Below are 15841 nucleotides of genomic sequence, written 5' to 3' on the forward strand. Positions count from 1 at the left end.
CGTTCGCAAACACATCAGGGCTTGCGAAAGTGCTCTCGACGGCCGAGTCCGCGCAACCGGAACCACTCCGCCAGACCGCGAGGATTCCTGGTGGTGATCAAGAAGAACCAGGTGAAGCGAATCCACTCCTGCGGCAACAGCTTTCGCATACCAGGCTGCGACATCAAGTAACCGCGGTTGCGGTAGGTGAAGTACCGCTTGGTCGCATCCTCCGGGTACTGCGTGTGCATCCGGCCACCGAGGATCGGCTTGAACTCCTCGGCCCCGTTCGGGTGCACGTACGCGGCCGTGAGGCACGTGCCGAACTTCAGGCCCGAGCGCTGCAATCGGCGGTGTACTTCCACCTCGTCACCGCGCACGAACAGGCGCAGATCGGGCACGCCCACCGCATCGATCGTCGACGCCTTGAACAGGGCACCGTTGAACAACGATGCGATGCCTTCGAGCAGATCGTCTTTGGGATTCTCCGGGTCGATCAACTCCGAGCGAAGACGACGCCACTCGACGCCGCGTCGCAGCGGAAACGCCAAACGATCCGGATCCTCGATGTCACAGACGACCGGCGAGACCTCGTCCAGACCGTGCGCGAGCGCGCAGTCGTAGAGGGTTTCGAGAACCTTCGGGCCCTCGGGTCGGCCGTCGTCGTCGGCGAGAAACACCCAATCCGCACCGAGCGACAGCGCATACAGAATGCCGAGCGCGAATCCGCCTGCGCCGCCCAGATTGTGCTGCGAGCCGAGGTACGTCGTCGGCAGGGCCGTCGACTCCACCAACTCACGGACGTCCGGCTCGTTCGCATTGTCGACGACGACCAGATGATCGAGCGGACGCGTCTGGGCACCGATCACGTCCAACGACAGAGCCAACAACTCACGCCGCTTGTGCGTGACGATGACCCCGACAATCTTGTCAGGCACCGGTTTGCCCATCAGGTCCGTCTTCCCGCTCGATCTCTTTCAGGATCTGCGCGACGTGGTCACCGGCGTCGTCGCCGTCGTATGCCCGCACTACGTCCTCGATGCCGCCCTGCTGGCGAATCTGGCCGTGATCGATCCACATCGCGGTATCGCACAACTGAGCCAGGAATTCGTTGGAGTGGCTGGCGAACACCAGGATTCCCGAGCGCTTCACCAACTCCTGCAGCCGGTGCCGGGCCTTCTTCATGAACTCTGCGTCGACAGCCCCGATGCCCTCGTCGAGCAGCAGGATCTCCGGGTCGATACTGGTGACGACGCCCATCGCGACGCGCACCCGCATACCTGTGGAGTAGGTGCGCAGCGGCATGTCGAGGTAGTCGCCGAGTTCGGTGAAGTCGGCGATCTCATCCATCTTCGCGAGCATCTGCTTGCGCGTCTGGCCGAGGAACAGGCCGCGGATGATGATGTTCTCGTAACCGGAGATCTCCGGGTCCATACCGACGCCCAGATCGAACACCGGCGCGACGCGGCCGCGGATGGTGGCGCTGCCACGCGTCGGCTCGTAGATGCCCGAGAGCAGCCGCAGCAGCGTCGACTTGCCGGCTCCGTTGTGTCCCACCAGGCCGACGCGATCGCCGTCCTTCAGGTTCATCGTGATGTTCTTGAGGGCTTCGACGACGACGACGTCGGAGGAGTTTCGGTCGATGGCACCGCCGGCTTTACCGAGGAATGCCTTCTTCAAAGACCGCGTCTTGGCGTCGAAGATCGGGAAGTCGACGCATGCGTCATGGGTACTGATGCTGATGGACAACTGCTGACCCCTAAACCCAGTAGGGCACGCGGGCCCGGTACTTCTTGAGAGCGACGATGGCCAGCGCCCACCCGACGACGGTGAACCCGAGCACGATGTACCAGTGGTACGCCTGCTGGTCCTCGCCGATCAGAGGGGCCCGGATGATGTCCAGGTAGTGGAAGAGCGGGTTGATCTCGACGAGCTTGGCGCGTTTCGCGGCCTCGCCGCCCATCTGCACGAGTCCCGATGTGGTCCACACGATCGGCGTCATGAAGAACATCAGCGTGACGAAGCTGCCGAGGATCGGGGCGATGTCGCGGTAGCGGGTGGCGATGATGCCGAAGAGGATCGACACCCACACCGCGTTGAGCAGAATCAGGACCAGCGCCGGAATCGCGAAAATCACGGTCCAGTGCAGTCCGCCGGGCGGCCAGAAGATCGCGATGATGATCACGTAGATCAGCAGGTTGTGGCCGAGCAGCAGGAGCTGACGCCACACCAGGCGATACACGTGCACGCTGAGCGCACTGGGCAGCTGCTTGATCAGACCCTCGTTGGCGACGAAGACGTCTCCGCCCTCGAGAATCGCGGCACTGATGAGGTTCCAGATGATCAGGCCGACCGTGACGTGCGGCAGGAACTCGCGCAGATCGATGTCGAGAAGCACCGAATACAGCAGGCCCATCGCAATGGCCTGCACGCCGGTGGCGATGGTGATCCAGAACGGGCCGATCACCGACCGTCGATAGCGCTGCTTGATGTCCTGCCAGCCGAGATGCAGCCACAGCTCACGCTGGTTGAAACCGGTCCGCAGATCGCCGAACGCGCGCCGATAAGTCTGTGAGTCCGAAACCGGAGCAGGCATCTGTTCTCCTGCCTCGCTCTCGGGATCCTTCGCTGGTGCCGACACGACGGTCGACACTACCTGCAATCGACCATGCAGCTCATTTTGCAAGCGTGTGTGTGGTGTTACAGGTACTGGCCGGTACCGCTGCCGTGGCCGCCGCCCGGTGTGGGCATGACACCGGGAGGCAATGCGCCCTGACGCATCTGCTCGAGCTGGGCCCGTGCGGCCATCTGCTGAGCGAACAGTGCCGTCTGGATGCCGTGGAACAGTCCTTCGAGCCAGCCGACGAGCTGAGCTTGTGCGATCCGCAGTTCGGCGTCGGTGGGCACGACGTCGTCGCCGAACGGCAGCACCAGACGCTCGAGCTCGTCGCGCAGCTCCGGGGCCAAGCCCTGCTCGAGCTCCTGGATGGACGATTTGTGGATTTCCTTGAGCCGATTGCGGCTGGCGTCGTCGAGAGGGGCCGCGCGCACTTCTTCGAGCAGTTGCTTGATCATCGTGCCGATGCGCATCACCTTGGCGGGCTGTTCCACCATCTCCGAGAGGTCCGATCCGTCGGACGACTCCTCGTTGGCCGCCGAACCCGAAGCGCGGGCCGCGGCAGCGGTGGCTTCCTCGCGGCTCAGTGCGAGTGGCTCTCCGTTGGGGCCGATCACGACGACGTGATCGCCGGGTGCATTGTTCGACTCGGATTGCGTCATGCATCCATCTTTACGCGTCGCCTGCCGTTGCGCGATCGACAGGGGCGATTATCCTGGTTCGGTCGTTCGCAACCGGGGTGTCAGGAGGATCGAAGCGTGCGTTGTTGGCTGCCGTTCCCTGGGGAAACGGGACGTGAAACACACCCTCGGCGGGTCGGCGCTTAGAGTGTCCGGCATGGGGTACGACGTCGCACGGGTCAGAGGGTCCATTCCCTCCCTCGGCGACGGGTGGATTCATTTGGACCCTCAGCTGGGAATGCTGATTCCGGATCGCGTGTCGACGGCCGTCTCCACGGCGTTCCGGCACAGTGCGTCCAATCATTCGGCCGGCAACATCGCCGCCAAGCGGAGTGCTGCTCTGCTCGAATCCGCCCGCGTCGCAATCGCAGATCTGGTCGGTGCGTATCCGTCCGGGGTGGTCATCGGACCGGATCGGGCGACGCTGCTGTCGTGGCTCGCCGATTCTCTGAGCTCCCGGCTCGGGCTGGGAACCGGCCTGGTGCTCTCGCGTCTGGACGAGGAAGCCAACGTCGCGCCGTGGCTGCGGGTCGCCAGCCGAACCGGCGCACACGTGCGCTGGGCCGAGGTCGAGATCGATACGTGCGAGCTGCCCACGTGGCAGTTCGAGGAACTCATCACCTCCACCACCCGGCTCGTCGCGGTCACCGCGGCGTCGCCGATCGTGGGTAGCGCTCCCGACGTTCGCGTCGCGGCCGATCTGGTCCACGAGGTCGGTGGACTCATCGTCGTCGATGCCGCCGGAGCAGCCCCCTACGCACACGTCGACATCAAGGAACTCGGAGCCGACGTCGTCGCGATCGACGCGGCCGCGTGGGGTGGGCCGTCGGTGGGTGCGCTGATCTTCCGCGATCCGACACTGCTCGACCAGTTGCCGTCGATGTCGCTGAACCCGTCGGCGAAGGGGCCGGAACGGCTCGAGGTCAGTGGTCATCAGTACGCGCTGCTGGCCGGTGTCGTGTCGTCCATCGACTACCTGGCGAACCTCGACGACGCAGCGACGGGCACCCGTCGTGAGCGGCTCGAGCTGTCGATCGGGTCGCTGCAGCACTATCAGGATCGGCTCTTCGAGCATCTGATGGCTGCGCTCGCCACCCTCGATCACGTCATGGTGCTCGGCACTGCGCCCACGCGTATCCCGACCGTCAGCTTCACCGTCGACGGTATGCCCGCGGTGAAGGTGTCCGAGCAACTCGCGCAGGCTCGAATCGGCAGCGTCAGCGGGGTCCACGGTGGCAGTCGTCTGCTCGACGCCCTGGGCGTCAACGACGAAGGTGGTGCCGTCACCATCGGACTCGCTCCCTACACCACCCGGTACGAGATCGATCAGCTCGTGAAAGCTCTCGCTGCGCTCGCTCTATGAGAGCGGCTGCGCCGCACGTGCACGGAACTTCGTAGCCCACTACGAAGTTCCACTCACGACCCTTGGACGCACATCACTGCACGCGCAGGATGACCTTCCCGATCGTCTCGGCGTCATCGAGCATTCGATGCCCTTGTGCTGCTTCGGTTATCGGGATTTCGGCATGCACGACGGCGGTGACCCGGCCCTCGGAGATCATCGGCCACAGGTGTGCGGTCATGTCGGCGACGATGTCGGCTTTGCTCGACGGTCCGGTCTCGGGGCGTCCCCGCAATCCGGCCGCGTGTACCGAGCCACGCTTGGCGATGAGCTTGCCGAAGTTCAGCTCACCCTTCACTCCTCCCTGCATTCCGATGGTGACGACGGTGCCGTCCATGGCGAGGGCATCGAGGTTTCGGTCGAGGTATTTTGCGCCCATGTTGTCCAGGATCAGGTCGGCTCCGTGATCGTTTGTCTGTGAACGGATTTCGGTGACGAAGTCTTGGTTCTTGTAGTCGATGAGGATGTCGGCACCGAGGTCCGCGCACATGTCCAGCTTGTACTTGGATCCGGCGGTCACGGCGACGGTGACGCCTAGTTGTTTCGCGACTTGGATTGCGTGCGTACCGATTCCACTGCCGCCGCCGTGGATCAGCAGTACTTGGCCCGAACGCATGTGCGCATCCATCACCAGGTTGGACCATACCGTGGACGCGACCTCCGGAAGTGCCGCCGCCACATGGAGATCGAGACCCGCAGGGATCGGGAACAACTGGGTGGCAGGCACGGCGACCTGCTCGGCGTACCCGCCACCGGCCAGAAGCGCGCAGACCCTGTCGCCGACGTTCCAACCGCTGACGCCGTCACCGAGCTCGGAAATGATTCCCGAGCACTCGAGACCGAGGATCTCGCTGGCACCCGGGGGCGGCGGGTAGTTGCCCTGACGCTGCATCAGATCGGCACGGTTGACGGCGGTGGCCGAGACGTCGACGATCACCTGTCCGCGGGCCGGTCGTGGATCGGGAACCTCGGTCCACTCCATGACGTCGGGATCGCCGAATTCTTTCAGTGTGATTGCACGCATGCATCCATGATGCGCCACCACTGTCGCAGGCGCTTTACAGGTCCCAGAGGTTGATGCCGAAGTCGCCGGCGTGACTGTCGATCTGTTCGAGTTCGGCGTCGGAGAAGTCCAGATTGTCCAGCGCCGCGACGTTGTTCTCGAGCTGCTCGACGCTCGATGCGCCGATCAGTACCGACGTCACTCGTCGGTCGCGCAGCGCCCAACTCAGCGCGAGCTGAGCCAGTGACTGACCGCGGGCCGACGCGATGTCGTTCAGTGCGCGAAGGTGCCCGATGTGGTCGTCGGTGAGCCAGTCCGGGTTCAGCGACTTACCCTGTGCTGCGCGCGAATCCGCGGGAATACCGTCGAGGTACTTGTCGGTGAGCATGCCTTGGGCGAGGGGAGAGAATGCGATGACGCCTGCGCCGATCGCGTCGAGTGTGCCCAACAGTTCGGGTTCGATCCACCGGTTGACCATGGAGTAGCTGGGCTGATGGATCAGCAAAGGAACACCGGCGTCGGCGAGTAGGTCCGCCATCTTCTGCGTGCCCTCGGGCTTGTACGAGCTGATGCCCGCGTACAGGGCCTTCCCCTGTTGGACGGCGCTGATCAGCGCGCCGGCTGTCTCTTCGATGGGGGTGTCGTGGTCGGGGCGGTGGCTGTAGAAGATGTCGACGTGGTCGAGTCGCATGCGCGTCAACGATTGGTCGAGTGACGACAGCAGGTACTTGCGGGAGCCGCCGAAGCCGTACGGGCCGGGCCACATGTCCCATCCCGCTTTGCTGGAGATGATCAGTTCGTCGCGGTAGCCGGCGAAGTCCTCGGAGAAGATGCGGCCGAAGTTCTTCTCGGCGCTTCCGTACGGCGGACCGTAGTTGTTCGCCAAGTCGAAATGGTTGATTCCCAGATCGAAGGCGCGACGAAGAATTGCGCGCTGCTTCATCAGTGGAACGTCGTCGCCGAAGTTGTGCCACAGGCCCAGCGACACCGCCGGCAGTACCGGCCCACGCGATCCCACTCGGCGATACGACATGGATTCGTAGCGATCGGCGGCGGCAACGTACGGAGGGTCGATGTAGGGATCTGTCATAACTCGACCCTAGGTCGCATCGGCGAATCGGGCCCCGAACCACGGCAAGCTACTCGTGAGTAGATTTCCTGCCTAAGATGACTCGCGTGACGGCCGAATTAGCCATTGGTCCCGGGGGGGACCCGCAGTGGCTCGACACTGCGGAAATGAGAGCTTGGCGTGCCTATGTCGACGGCGGTCAACGATTGATGGAGGTATTGAACAGGGATCTACAGGACAGGCACGACCTGTCGATGGCGGAGTACCGCATCCTGGTGATGCTGTCCGAGGCGGACGACGGCTCCATCCGCATGAGCGAGTTGGCCGACGGGGTCCTGTCCTCCCGAAGTCGCCTCACCCACCAGATCAGGCGAATGGAAGTCCAGGACATGGTGCGCCGCAGTACCTGCGCGCACGACGGCCGTGGCGTCCTCGCCGTCATCACCGAGGAAGGTCGACGACGACTGACGGAGGCAGCACCCACGCACGTCCGCAGCGTCCGGCAACATCTGGTCGATCTCCTCACCCCGGCCGAACTCGAGGTCCTGGGCGACATCTTCCAGAAGGTGGACGCCGCAATGGATGCATCGGCAGCCCGACCCCGACGCTGACAGACCGGCAACGAGGGGCGATTGGGCCGGTGCCGCCCCGGCCGTTAAGATCGCACACGGAAGCGTGGCAGAGCGGCCCAATGCACTCGCCTTGAAAGCGAGAGACGTGTAAAAGCGTCCGGGGGTTCAAATCCCTCCGCTTCCGCCATATGTCGATTGATCGAGCCCGGTCCGCCCGCGAGGGTGGACCGGGTTTGTTCGTTTGCGAAGCAGCGAATTCTCGGCTGGCATCAATACCGGTTCAGTGGGTACTACCTGCCAATGAGCGAAGAAGCGCGGCGCAACGACGGCGACAACGAGGGACCTCTGGAAGAGGAGCTCGAGGAGAGTTTCGACGCTGTCGTCACCGAAGGCGGTGAGCGATTGCACCGCACCGTACGCACCGTGCTGATCACCGGACTCTTCGGCGGACTCGAGGTCGCTCTGGGGGTGATGGCGTACCTGGCGGTGCTGGACGAGACCGGCAGTCACCTGCTGGCAGGCCTGGCGTTCGGAATCGGCCTCGTGGCCATCTATCTCGCGCACGGTGAGCTGTTCACCGAGGATTTCCTGATGCCGATCGCCGCGATTGTGGCCCGCAACGGCACGCCTGCGCAGCTCGCGAAGTTGTGGGTCGGGACGCTGCTCGCGAATCTGCTCGGCGGTTGGTTCGTGATGTGGTTGATCGCGCACGCGTTTCCGCAGTGGCTCGAAGTGTTGTCCGAGTCGGCGCATCATTTCGTCTACGCACCTTTGGATCTTCAGTCGATCTGCCTCGCTGTTCTCGGCGGCAGCACGATGACACTGCTGACCCGCATGCAGCAGGGAACCGAATCCGACGTGGCGCGGATCATCGCCGCCATGGCGGCGGGTTTTCTGTTGGCCGGCTTACAGTTGTTCCACTCGGTCCTGGATTCCCTGCTGATCTTCGGGGCCATCCACGCAGGAGCAGATGTGAGCTACCGCGAGTGGATCGAATGGTTCGGCTACACAGTGCTGTTCAACATCATCGGCGGCGTCGTGTTGGTCACGGCGCTGCGCTTGGTGCGTACGAAGGAACTGGTGAAGTCCGAGCGTGACCAGAATTCTGAATAGCCAGCGGAGCCCGGGGTCACGGACCTCTGTTCTACACCCAACGCTCCAGGCTTCGCTGAGTCTCGAAGCGTCGTACAGCTTTCGAGATCGGGTCGATGAATTCGATTGCACTGGCCAGTAATTGGAGTGGAGCTGTGAAATCGTCGACGGCTCGGCCGGTTGCCGTCGGGTAGAGATCGTCACCCAGGATGGGGATGCCCAACGAGTTCATGTGCAGACGTAGCTGGTGGGTTCGTCCCGTCGACGGTGTCAGCCGGTACCGTCCGATACCCTCGCGGTGTTCCAGAAGTTCGACGACGGTGTGCGCGTTGGGTTCTCCGGCCACCTCGCGTGCAGTGAACTGGCCCTTGTCCGAGGCGATTCGACTGCGTACCTCGGTAGGCAGGGCGAGGGACGGTTCGTAAGCCGCGATGGCCTCGTACTCCTTGCGGACCTTTCGATCCTGAAACAACGTCTGATACGCCCCGCGGAGGGCAGGGTCGACGACGAACAGCACCAGGCCAGCGGTGACGCGGTCGAGTCGATGAGCGGGCACCAGTTGCGGCAGATCGAGTTCGAGGCGCAGTCGCACCAGAGCGGTCTGCAGAATGTGGCCGCCGCGCGGGATCGTCGGTAGAAAATGCGGCTTGTCGATCACCAGTACGGCGTCGTCTCGGTGCACGATCGAGATATCGAATGGCACAACGGTTTCCGTCGGCAGGTCGCGGTGAAACCAGACAGCCTCACCGGGGACATAAGAAGCATCCGCGGATAGAGGCCCGCCCATGTCGACGACCTCGCCCGCAGCGAGCATCTCGTCGATGCGTCTCGGCGAGATCCGTTGCTCGGTCGCCGTCAAGAACTCGCGGACGGTGTGCCATGTCCCGTCCTCGGGCATTCGGACGCGTGCGGGGTCGAGGCCGTAGCGCTTCGCCAGGGGCGGTTGCTGGCGTCGTCTCACCGAGCGAGCGTATCCGCCCGCCGAGATCGCACTTGTGCAGACGATCGATAGCGATTCACCTACACAAGTGCGAACTCGCTACTCGCAGCCGATGCCGTCGTTGTCGCGGTCGAGGTGGGGGCCGTAGCCATACTCGTCGCGGTAGACCGGTGCAGCTCCGGCGTCGCGGGCGGCATCGCAGTTCTGGTACTGGAACCCACCGTTGGGCCGGGGTGCGGGAGCCGGCGCACCCTGCGGTGCGGGCGGGGGAGCGAAAGCAGGCGGCGGCGGAAGGATGCAGAACTGAGCCGAGCCGGCACCGCACAGGAAATCGGTGATCGGATCAGCCGAAGCGAGGGCGGGGGTGGTGACCATGGCTGCCGCAGTGATCGCGCTTCCGATGCCGATTCTGACCAGCAGATTCTTCGTCTTCATGTTGCTCCAATTCGAGGGGGTGCGATGGAGCCTCCTCGCCGGATCCTTGAACTGTCAACGAAGTCATTCGCGCGACCGACAGCCGTGCTGAGCAGGGCGGCACCGAAATGCGCAGGGTCGATGCGTTTGGAAACCGGCAATAGAGCGTATTTACGAACGTATGAGCGAAAACGAGCAGGTCAACCAGAACCCCGAGAAGGATCCCGACGACTGGGTCACCGGCGACGAGCCGATGACCGGTCCGCAGAAGAGCTACCTGAGCACCCTCGCGCAGGAAGCAGGGGAGGAAGTTCCCGACGGCCTGAACAAGGCGCAGGCGTCGGAAATGATCGACAAGTTGCAGGGCGAAACCGGCCGCGGTTGAGCCTGCTCCGTCAGAAGTCCACTCGATGTGACATTGACCCCCAAAAAGTCCACCGAATGTCACATTGAGTGCCTTCCGAAGCACCTTCCGGTGGCAGCATCCGACCAGGTAGACCGTTATTTCTTCGGTACATGTAACAAAGGATTACGCAGACTTTTGTACCCGGGATTTCGCGGCTACTGTGAGCGGACCCACAGCCCTCGGCGTGTCTGCGTCGCGGTGGGTACGTTGTGGAACGGATGTTGTTTGTGTTGCGCCCGCGAGGGTGCGCCTGGGGAGGATGGCAAATCAGATGCACCGTCGTGTGTTTGCAGTAGCGGGGGCTGCGCTGGCTGTGTCCTTGCTGTCGTCGGGTATCGCCGGAGCGCAGCCGCTTCCGGGTACCGGCAGTGCCGATGGGGGCGGGGCGGCACCTGGCATACAGGCGCAATCGTTGCCGACGGCAGCGGCTCGTATCGACCGAGTCGACATGTTGACTCCGCGTCGTGCGGCCGTGTGGGTCGATTCGCCGGCGATGGGTCGGGCGATTCAGGTGCAGGTTCTTCTTCCGGCCGCGCAGGCCGTGTCCCGTCCGACGCTCTACATGCTCGACGGGGTCAGTGCCGGCAAGGAATCCGATTACAAGGAAAGCACCTGGACGCAGAAGACCGACATCGTCGATTTCTTCGCGGACAAGCCGGTCAATGTCGTGTTGCCGGTCGGTGGATCGAGTAGCTACTACACCGACTGGAATGTGCCCGACCCCGTCCTGGGCGTCAACAAGTGGGAGACGTTCCTGACGGCGGAGTTGCCGCCGCTGATCGATGCGCGGTTCTCCGGTAACGGCACCAATGCCATCGGCGGTGTGTCGATGGGTGCCCAGGCCGCGATGGATCTGATCACGCGCCACCCCGATCTCTACACCGGAGTAGCCGGTTTGAGCGGGTGCTACGACAACTCGCAGAACAACCTCAAGGACGCTGTGCGCGCCACGGTCGCCACCAACGGCGGCAACGCCACCAACATGTGGGGCGAGAACGCCGACGCGAAGTGGATCGAACACGATCCGTCACGCAACGCAGAAGCCTTGCGCGGCAAGGACGTCTACGTGTCCGTCGGCACCGGCCTACCCGGCCCGTACGAGCTGGGCCCCGGCGGCGGTGGTGTGCAGGAGGCTGCGATGGGCGGACCGCTCGAAGCTGCAGCGCTGTACTGCACCACGCTCTTCGACACACGCCTGCGCTCGATCGACATACCGGCCACCTTCACCTACCGCCCGTACGGCATTCATCAGTGGCCGTACTGGCAGGACGATCTCCGGGAATCCTGGCCGACGCTCGAGCGCGCGCTAGGACTGTAGAGCGAACTTCAGAAACGCGTCGTTCTCGTGCGGGTCGCCGATGGTGACCCGCACTCCGTCGTTTCCGTAGGAACGCAACAGCACGCCCTGTTCGGCTGCGCCCGAGGCGAATTCACCCGAACGCTCGCCCAGCGGCAGCCAGATGAAATTGGACTGGGATACGCCCACGTCGTAGCCACCCGAGACCAGGGCGTCGCGCACTCGATCACGTTCGGCGATTAGCGCATCGGTACGAGCCAGTAGCTCGGCCGAGGCTTCGAGCGACGCCAGAGCCGCCTGCTGAGCAATGGTGCTGACTGCGAACGCAATACGAACCTTGGACAGCGCAGTGATCACCTCGGGATCGGCCACCGCGTAGCCCACCCGCAGACCCGCGAGGCCGTACGCCTTCGAGAACGTCCGCAGCACGATCACGTTGCGCCGACCGCGAGCGATCTCCACCCCATCGGTGTGATTGCCTGCCGCGTCGGGGCGGGTGTACTCGAAGTAGGCCTCGTCGAGGACGACGAGGACGTTGGGCGGCACCGCGTCGAGAAAGGCCACGAGCTTGTCGCGCTGAACGACGGTTCCGCTCGGGTTGTTCGGGTTGCAGACGAAGATAAGTCGGGTGCGCTCGGTGATGGCGTCGAGCATTGCGTCGAGATCGTGCACGTGGTCCGAGGTCAGCGGCACCTGAACGGGCGTCGCTCCCGTCACCCGGACGATGATCGGGTAGGCCTCGAACGAGCGCCACGCGAAGATGACTTCGTCACCGGGGCCACAGGTGATCTGGACGACCTCCTGGCACAACGCGACCGAGCCGTTTCCGGCGGCCACGTTCTCCGGGGCCACTCCCAGCTTTTTCGCCAACGACTCGACGAGCGCCGTCGCGCGGATGTCGGGGTAGCGATTGACGCCGCCGGCCGCTTCCGCGATCGCTTCACGGACACTCGGCAGAGGGCCCTGTGTCGTTTCGTTACTCGCCAGCTTGATCGCACCGGGAAAGCTGCGGCCGGGTACGTAAGCGGGGATGGCGTCGAGGTCGGGGCGGATGTGCACGGTCACGCCCGTCATTATGCGCCGACCCTGTCGGCAGTCGACTTCTGCCTGTCCGTGTCAAAGCTGTGCAGGACGGCCGGAATCGTCCTATCTTCGTACAGTATGTCGGGAACTTTCAGCGACTTCGCAGTCCTTCGGTCCGCCCCCGCGCCCACAGTCGGCGCGGACGACGAGGTGGATACGGCCGCATCGAAACCCGTCTCGCAGGAGAAAGTGCCGTTGACGGCCGTCGAGCCCGAGGGGTCCCCGCGCGGCGGCATCGTCGTGTTGCACGAGGCCAGGGAAATACCTGAGTCCCTGAAAGATCTCCTGCGCGCGCTTGCGTTGGAAGGATGGCTGGCGGTAGCGCCCGACCTGTTCCATCGGGGGCACGGCGACGACAAGGAAGTGTTCGGCGACGACCTCTTCGCCGATTTCGACGCCACCTCCGACTGGCTCGTCCAGCGCGGGGTGTACTCCGATTGCATCGGCGTCATCGGATTCGACGATGCCGGAACGGCCGCGTTGATCGTGGCCACCAGCCGTCCGGTCGGAGCGGCGGTCAGTGTCGCCGCAGCAGGGATCGTGGAGCCGCTCAATGCGGACGCCATCGCATTGGTCGACGCCGCGCCGAAGCTGCAGGCGCCGTGGCTCGGCCTCTACGGCGAGAACGACCCCCACACCCCACCCGAACACATCGAAGCCCTTCGCGATGCCGCCACGCGCGCCTCAGTGGCCACGAACGTCGTCAGCTACTCCGGTGTGGAGCATCGCGCCGATCATCCTCGGGAACAGCCGGGCAGCAGCGACGACACCGACCCCGCCGAGGCCGCTCTCGTCGATGCGCAGACGCGCATCTTCGACTGGTTCGACAGCTTCATGCGTTGACGAGCAACAAGCATCTTTTACGCGAACGCCGCGCGAACCTGGGGCGTCGACCAGCCGTTTTGCCTTCTGGCCTCAGCCGTGTGTAATCTCTTTCCTCGGCGGTCCGAGAGGGCCGGCAGCCTAGGAGGCGTGCCAGAGCGGCCGAATGGGAGTCACTGCTAATGACTTGACCCTTCACCGGGTCCGGAGGTTCAAATCCTCTCGCCTCCGCCACGCTGATCCGCAAGGATCGGCACGTCGGTTCTTCGGAACCGACACAACTGAACATGCGCCCGTAGCTCAACGGATAGAGCACTTGACTACGGATCAAGAGGTTAGGGGTTCGAATCCCTTCGGGCGCACAGAAGAAAAAGCCCCGAACTGCAGCGATGCGGTTCGGGGCTTTTTCGTCGAGCATCCGACCTGCGGCCGGCTCGGCATCTGGTCTGTCTAGAACTCGATCCCGAATTCTCGGATTTTTCGGTAGATCGTGGCCCGTGACATTCCGAGGGCATCGGCGGCGGCCTGCTTGTTGCCTCCGTTTTCCTCGAGGCTGCGGACTATTGCGTCTCGGTTCATTGCCTCTATCGGGGTGAGGGTTCTGCGGCTCACCGCCCGGACGGACGGTGGCAGCTTGTCTGCCTCGACGACCCCTGAACGTTGACTCTGCACGACCTCCTGGAGCACGTCGCGGAGCTGTCCGACATTGCCGGGCCAGCTGTATTTGGTCAGCTGACGGACCGCAGCCGCCGACAGTGACAGCTCCTGACCGCGACTGACTTGGCGCAGTAGGTAGGGAATCAATTTGTGGAGGTCTTCGATGCGGTGTCGAAGGGCGGGTACGTGCACGGTGTGGCCGAAGAAGGGGAGTATCAGTGCCTCGCTTCCGGCGCTCTGCGTACCGGTTCCGATGGTGGCTCCCATCCATCCGGCGTGTTCGCGCCCTTGAATCAGGCTCGCGATCTCTTGCTGGACGGAGTTCGGAACGAGGTCGAGGTCGCGAATGATGACGCTGAATTCGTCCTGTTCGATCTCGGTTTCGAGCGCCCGCATCCCTGCGTCCCCGTCGGCGAGTTCGGTTGCGGTGACGAAGTGTGTGCGACTGGAAATATGCTGTTGCGCCGCAGCTTTGAGGACCGCGAATCGGCCCGAGCCGGATTCGCCTGCCACCACGGCCCATTCGTGCCTGCGGACGCACTGCGACACGTCTCGGGTCGCGCGCCTCCACGATGCGCTGTCTCCCACGATGCCGGGCAGCGACCTGATGCCCTCGATGGCTATCGCCGCCGGACCGGCTGTGTCGTTGAGGTAGGCGTGGTACACCGCCACACCGTGTCGAGGTGCAAGGGCGTCGTCGTGGAACGGCGACAACCTGACGGTCTGCCCACCGGGCAGGGTCAGCAGATACTTGCTGTTGTCGGTGTGGACGCTCAGATCGACTGCGTGCTCGAGCAAGGCGGCTTGGTCTTGCGGGGTGAGGGCATTGCGTAGCTTGCGATTGAGCAGGACGATGTCGTCGCCGAGTGCCAGAACTCCGACCTGTTGGGATCGCCGGCACGCTTTGAGATAGGTGTTGAGCAGAGCGGTCTGCTCCTGACTCGATTGGGACAGCAGTCGACCTTCGATCTGTGCCGTCGCCGATTGCGCAAGTGTCACCAGGAGTGGAGCTCCGTCGTCGATCCACCCGGTCACGTCGAGAACGCCGACGACGAGTCCGGATATGGGATGAACGATGGGGACGCCGGCGCACACCAACCCGCCCAAGCTCTCGACGTAGTGTTCGGCTCCGTAGACCAGAGTCGGTTTGCGAGTCTCGAGCGCTGTGCCGATGCCGTTGGTGCCGGCATATTCTTCCGAGTAGCTGAAGCCCGGTGCGAGATTGACGTTGTCCAAATTATCCAGCAGTGGCTTGCTACCGGCCACGCGGTCCAACACCACACCGTCGGCCGAGGTGAGGATCACCGAAATCGGCTCGTCCACCAAACCTGTTGCGAGCTGGCGAAGTACGGGCGCTGCGGCGACGACGAGAGGGCTGTCCAAGTCGGGTTCGCGAACGAAGGGCAGGTGCAGAATGTCGGGTTGGATGTTCAGTGCGCGCGATCGTTCCCACGAGAACGAGATCTGGTCTCGGACCGCGTCGTCGAACTCGTTCTCTACGAAGAACTTGTCACGCGCTTTCAAGAGATCGCGTGCGCCCTGTCTTGCCAAAGCCGCCACCTACCCACAACAATCGAGGAAACTCAATTACCGCCTGCGCGTGAATGATTCGGCGTAGGTGTTCTGCGGGGGTCGAGTCTACCCGTCGGAAAGCGTGGCGTCTGCGGTTTTTGGGACTCGGCTGCGACAGGTACCTCGGGACCGATATGAATGCCGGTCAGAACTCGCAGCACGACTCGAAGGTCGTGATCGGTCAGCTCGCGTCGCGGCTTCGATGAGGACATCGTGGTTGGCTCCTTGGTGCGGCT

General features: G+C 63.6%; 16 protein-coding genes and 3 tRNA genes. 9 read left to right on the top strand and 10 right to left on the bottom strand.

The features are described from left to right. Window positions 1-14: 14 nt before the first annotated feature. Genes glfT1 through CH285_RS26900 form a run of 4 tightly spaced genes read right to left on the bottom strand, consistent with a single transcriptional unit; the run spans window position 15 to window position 3258 of the window. Window positions 15-929: a galactofuranosyltransferase GlfT1 gene (gene glfT1, locus CH285_RS26885; protein WP_032388086.1), complete on the bottom strand. Its 915-nt coding sequence runs from the start codon at window positions 927-929 to the stop codon at window positions 15-17. Beyond that, complete coding sequence (gene wzt / locus CH285_RS26890) at window positions 910-1722, bottom strand: galactan export ABC transporter ATP-binding subunit Wzt/RfbE (RefSeq protein ID WP_176458595.1); 813 nt, start codon at window positions 1720-1722, stop codon at window positions 910-912. The genes glfT1 and wzt overlap by 20 nt, the downstream gene beginning before the upstream one ends. A gap of 16 nt (window positions 1723-1738) precedes the next feature. After that, window positions 1739-2620 (bottom strand): galactan export ABC transporter permease subunit Wzm/RfbD, encoded by an 882-nt coding sequence (wzm, locus tag CH285_RS26895; RefSeq protein ID WP_027494775.1) that lies wholly within the window; start codon window positions 2618-2620, stop codon window positions 1739-1741. A 59-nt stretch (window positions 2621-2679) separates the two neighbouring features. Beyond that, complete coding sequence (locus tag CH285_RS26900) at window positions 2680-3258, bottom strand: bacterial proteasome activator family protein (RefSeq protein ID WP_027494774.1); 579 nt, start codon at window positions 3256-3258, stop codon at window positions 2680-2682. 175 nt (window positions 3259-3433) lie between these two features. Between CH285_RS26900 and CH285_RS26905 the strand changes: the two genes are divergently transcribed. Beyond that, window positions 3434-4639, top strand: a complete 1206-nt coding sequence (locus CH285_RS26905) for a cysteine desulfurase-like protein (protein ID WP_032366782.1) — start codon at window positions 3434-3436, stop codon at window positions 4637-4639. A gap of 73 nt (window positions 4640-4712) precedes the next feature. Here the strand turns inward: CH285_RS26905 and CH285_RS26910 are convergent, their stop codons facing one another. Both CH285_RS26910 and mgrA read right to left on the bottom strand, forming a co-directional pair. Further along, window positions 4713-5702 carry an NAD(P)H-quinone oxidoreductase gene (locus CH285_RS26910; RefSeq protein WP_048319190.1) on the bottom strand — a complete coding sequence of 330 codons (990 nt, stop codon included), beginning with the start codon at window positions 5700-5702 and terminating at the stop codon, window positions 4713-4715. Between the two features lie 34 nt (window positions 5703-5736). Then, window positions 5737-6771, bottom strand: coding sequence for an L-glyceraldehyde 3-phosphate reductase (gene mgrA / locus CH285_RS26915; protein WP_032366524.1), 1035 nt, complete (start codon window positions 6769-6771; stop codon window positions 5737-5739). A 77-nt stretch (window positions 6772-6848) separates the two neighbouring features. Between mgrA and CH285_RS26920 the strand changes: the two genes are divergently transcribed. From CH285_RS26920 to CH285_RS26930, 3 genes are all read left to right on the top strand, one after another. Further along, window positions 6849-7361 (top strand): MarR family winged helix-turn-helix transcriptional regulator, encoded by a 513-nt coding sequence (locus CH285_RS26920; protein ID WP_052068638.1) that lies wholly within the window; start codon window positions 6849-6851, stop codon window positions 7359-7361. A gap of 58 nt (window positions 7362-7419) precedes the next feature. Continuing rightward, a tRNA-Ser gene (locus tag CH285_RS26925) sits at window positions 7420-7509 on the top strand. A 113-nt stretch (window positions 7510-7622) separates the two neighbouring features. Further along, window positions 7623-8435 carry a formate/nitrite transporter family protein gene (locus CH285_RS26930; RefSeq protein WP_027494769.1) on the top strand — a complete coding sequence of 271 codons (813 nt, stop codon included), beginning with the start codon at window positions 7623-7625 and terminating at the stop codon, window positions 8433-8435. A gap of 31 nt (window positions 8436-8466) precedes the next feature. Here the strand turns inward: CH285_RS26930 and CH285_RS26935 are convergent, their stop codons facing one another. Both CH285_RS26935 and CH285_RS26940 read right to left on the bottom strand, forming a co-directional pair. Next, complete coding sequence (locus CH285_RS26935) at window positions 8467-9375, bottom strand: pseudouridine synthase (protein WP_176458591.1); 909 nt, start codon at window positions 9373-9375, stop codon at window positions 8467-8469. Window positions 9376-9453: 78 nt separating this feature from the next. Next, a complete protein-coding gene (locus CH285_RS26940) occupies window positions 9454-9789 on the bottom strand; it encodes an excalibur calcium-binding domain-containing protein (RefSeq protein WP_032368911.1) in 336 nt (111 codons plus the stop codon). Window positions 9790-9949: 160 nt separating this feature from the next. Between CH285_RS26940 and CH285_RS26945 the strand changes: the two genes are divergently transcribed. Further along, window positions 9950-10153 carry a DUF3072 domain-containing protein gene (locus tag CH285_RS26945; protein WP_032368910.1) on the top strand — a complete coding sequence of 68 codons (204 nt, stop codon included), beginning with the start codon at window positions 9950-9952 and terminating at the stop codon, window positions 10151-10153. A 292-nt stretch (window positions 10154-10445) separates the two neighbouring features. Beyond that, a complete protein-coding gene (locus tag CH285_RS26950) occupies window positions 10446-11492 on the top strand; it encodes an alpha/beta hydrolase (protein ID WP_032368922.1) in 1047 nt (348 codons plus the stop codon). Here CH285_RS26950 and hisC read toward each other — a convergent pair. After that, on the bottom strand, window positions 11481-12536 hold the full coding sequence (gene hisC / locus CH285_RS26955) for a histidinol-phosphate transaminase (protein WP_032368921.1): 1056 nt from the start codon (window positions 12534-12536) through the stop codon (window positions 11481-11483). The two genes, CH285_RS26950 and hisC, sit on opposite strands and share 12 nt — an antisense overlap. 96 nt (window positions 12537-12632) lie before the next feature. Between hisC and CH285_RS26960 the strand changes: the two genes are divergently transcribed. The 3 genes from CH285_RS26960 to CH285_RS26970 all read left to right on the top strand — a co-directional run bounded on the left by CH285_RS26960 (window position 12633) and on the right by CH285_RS26970 (window position 13738). Then, window positions 12633-13397 carry a dienelactone hydrolase family protein gene (locus CH285_RS26960; RefSeq protein ID WP_032368909.1) on the top strand — a complete coding sequence of 255 codons (765 nt, stop codon included), beginning with the start codon at window positions 12633-12635 and terminating at the stop codon, window positions 13395-13397. 123 nt (window positions 13398-13520) lie between these two features. Then, a tRNA-Ser gene (locus CH285_RS26965) sits at window positions 13521-13610 on the top strand. A gap of 55 nt (window positions 13611-13665) precedes the next feature. Then, window positions 13666-13738 (top strand) — tRNA-Arg (locus CH285_RS26970). Between the two features lie 88 nt (window positions 13739-13826). Here the strand turns inward: CH285_RS26970 and CH285_RS26975 are convergent. Continuing rightward, entirely contained in the window at window positions 13827-15593 is a 1767-nt protein-coding gene (locus CH285_RS26975) for a sigma-54-dependent Fis family transcriptional regulator (RefSeq protein WP_032368908.1), read from the bottom strand. Window positions 15594-15841: the final 248 nt, after the last annotated feature.

It is taken from the genome of Rhodococcus sp. 05-2256-B1, from assembly GCF_002258465.1.
Taxonomy (GTDB): Bacteria; Actinomycetota; Actinomycetes; order Mycobacteriales; family Mycobacteriaceae; genus Rhodococcoides; species Rhodococcoides fascians.

Coding starts and splice junctions, on each gene's coding strand:
- glfT1 (WP_032388086.1), bottom strand. CDS start 929: ATGGGCAAACCGGTGCCTGACAAGATTGTCGGGGTCATCGTCACGCAC.
- CH285_RS26900 (WP_027494774.1), bottom strand. CDS start 3,258: ATGACGCAATCCGAGTCGAACAATGCACCCGGCGATCACGTCGTCGTG.
- CH285_RS26905 (WP_032366782.1), top strand. CDS start 3,434: ATGGGGTACGACGTCGCACGGGTCAGAGGGTCCATTCCCTCCCTCGGC.
- CH285_RS26910 (WP_048319190.1), bottom strand. CDS start 5,702: ATGCGTGCAATCACACTGAAAGAATTCGGCGATCCCGACGTCATGGAG.
- mgrA (WP_032366524.1), bottom strand. CDS start 6,771: ATGACAGATCCCTACATCGACCCTCCGTACGTTGCCGCCGCCGATCGC.
- CH285_RS26920 (WP_052068638.1), top strand. CDS start 6,849: ATGACTCGCGTGACGGCCGAATTAGCCATTGGTCCCGGGGGGGACCCG.
- CH285_RS26930 (WP_027494769.1), top strand. CDS start 7,623: ATGAGCGAAGAAGCGCGGCGCAACGACGGCGACAACGAGGGACCTCTG.
- CH285_RS26940 (WP_032368911.1), bottom strand. CDS start 9,789: ATGAAGACGAAGAATCTGCTGGTCAGAATCGGCATCGGAAGCGCGATC.
- CH285_RS26945 (WP_032368910.1), top strand. CDS start 9,950: ATGAGCGAAAACGAGCAGGTCAACCAGAACCCCGAGAAGGATCCCGAC.
- CH285_RS26950 (WP_032368922.1), top strand. CDS start 10,446: ATGCACCGTCGTGTGTTTGCAGTAGCGGGGGCTGCGCTGGCTGTGTCC.
- CH285_RS26960 (WP_032368909.1), top strand. CDS start 12,633: ATGTCGGGAACTTTCAGCGACTTCGCAGTCCTTCGGTCCGCCCCCGCG.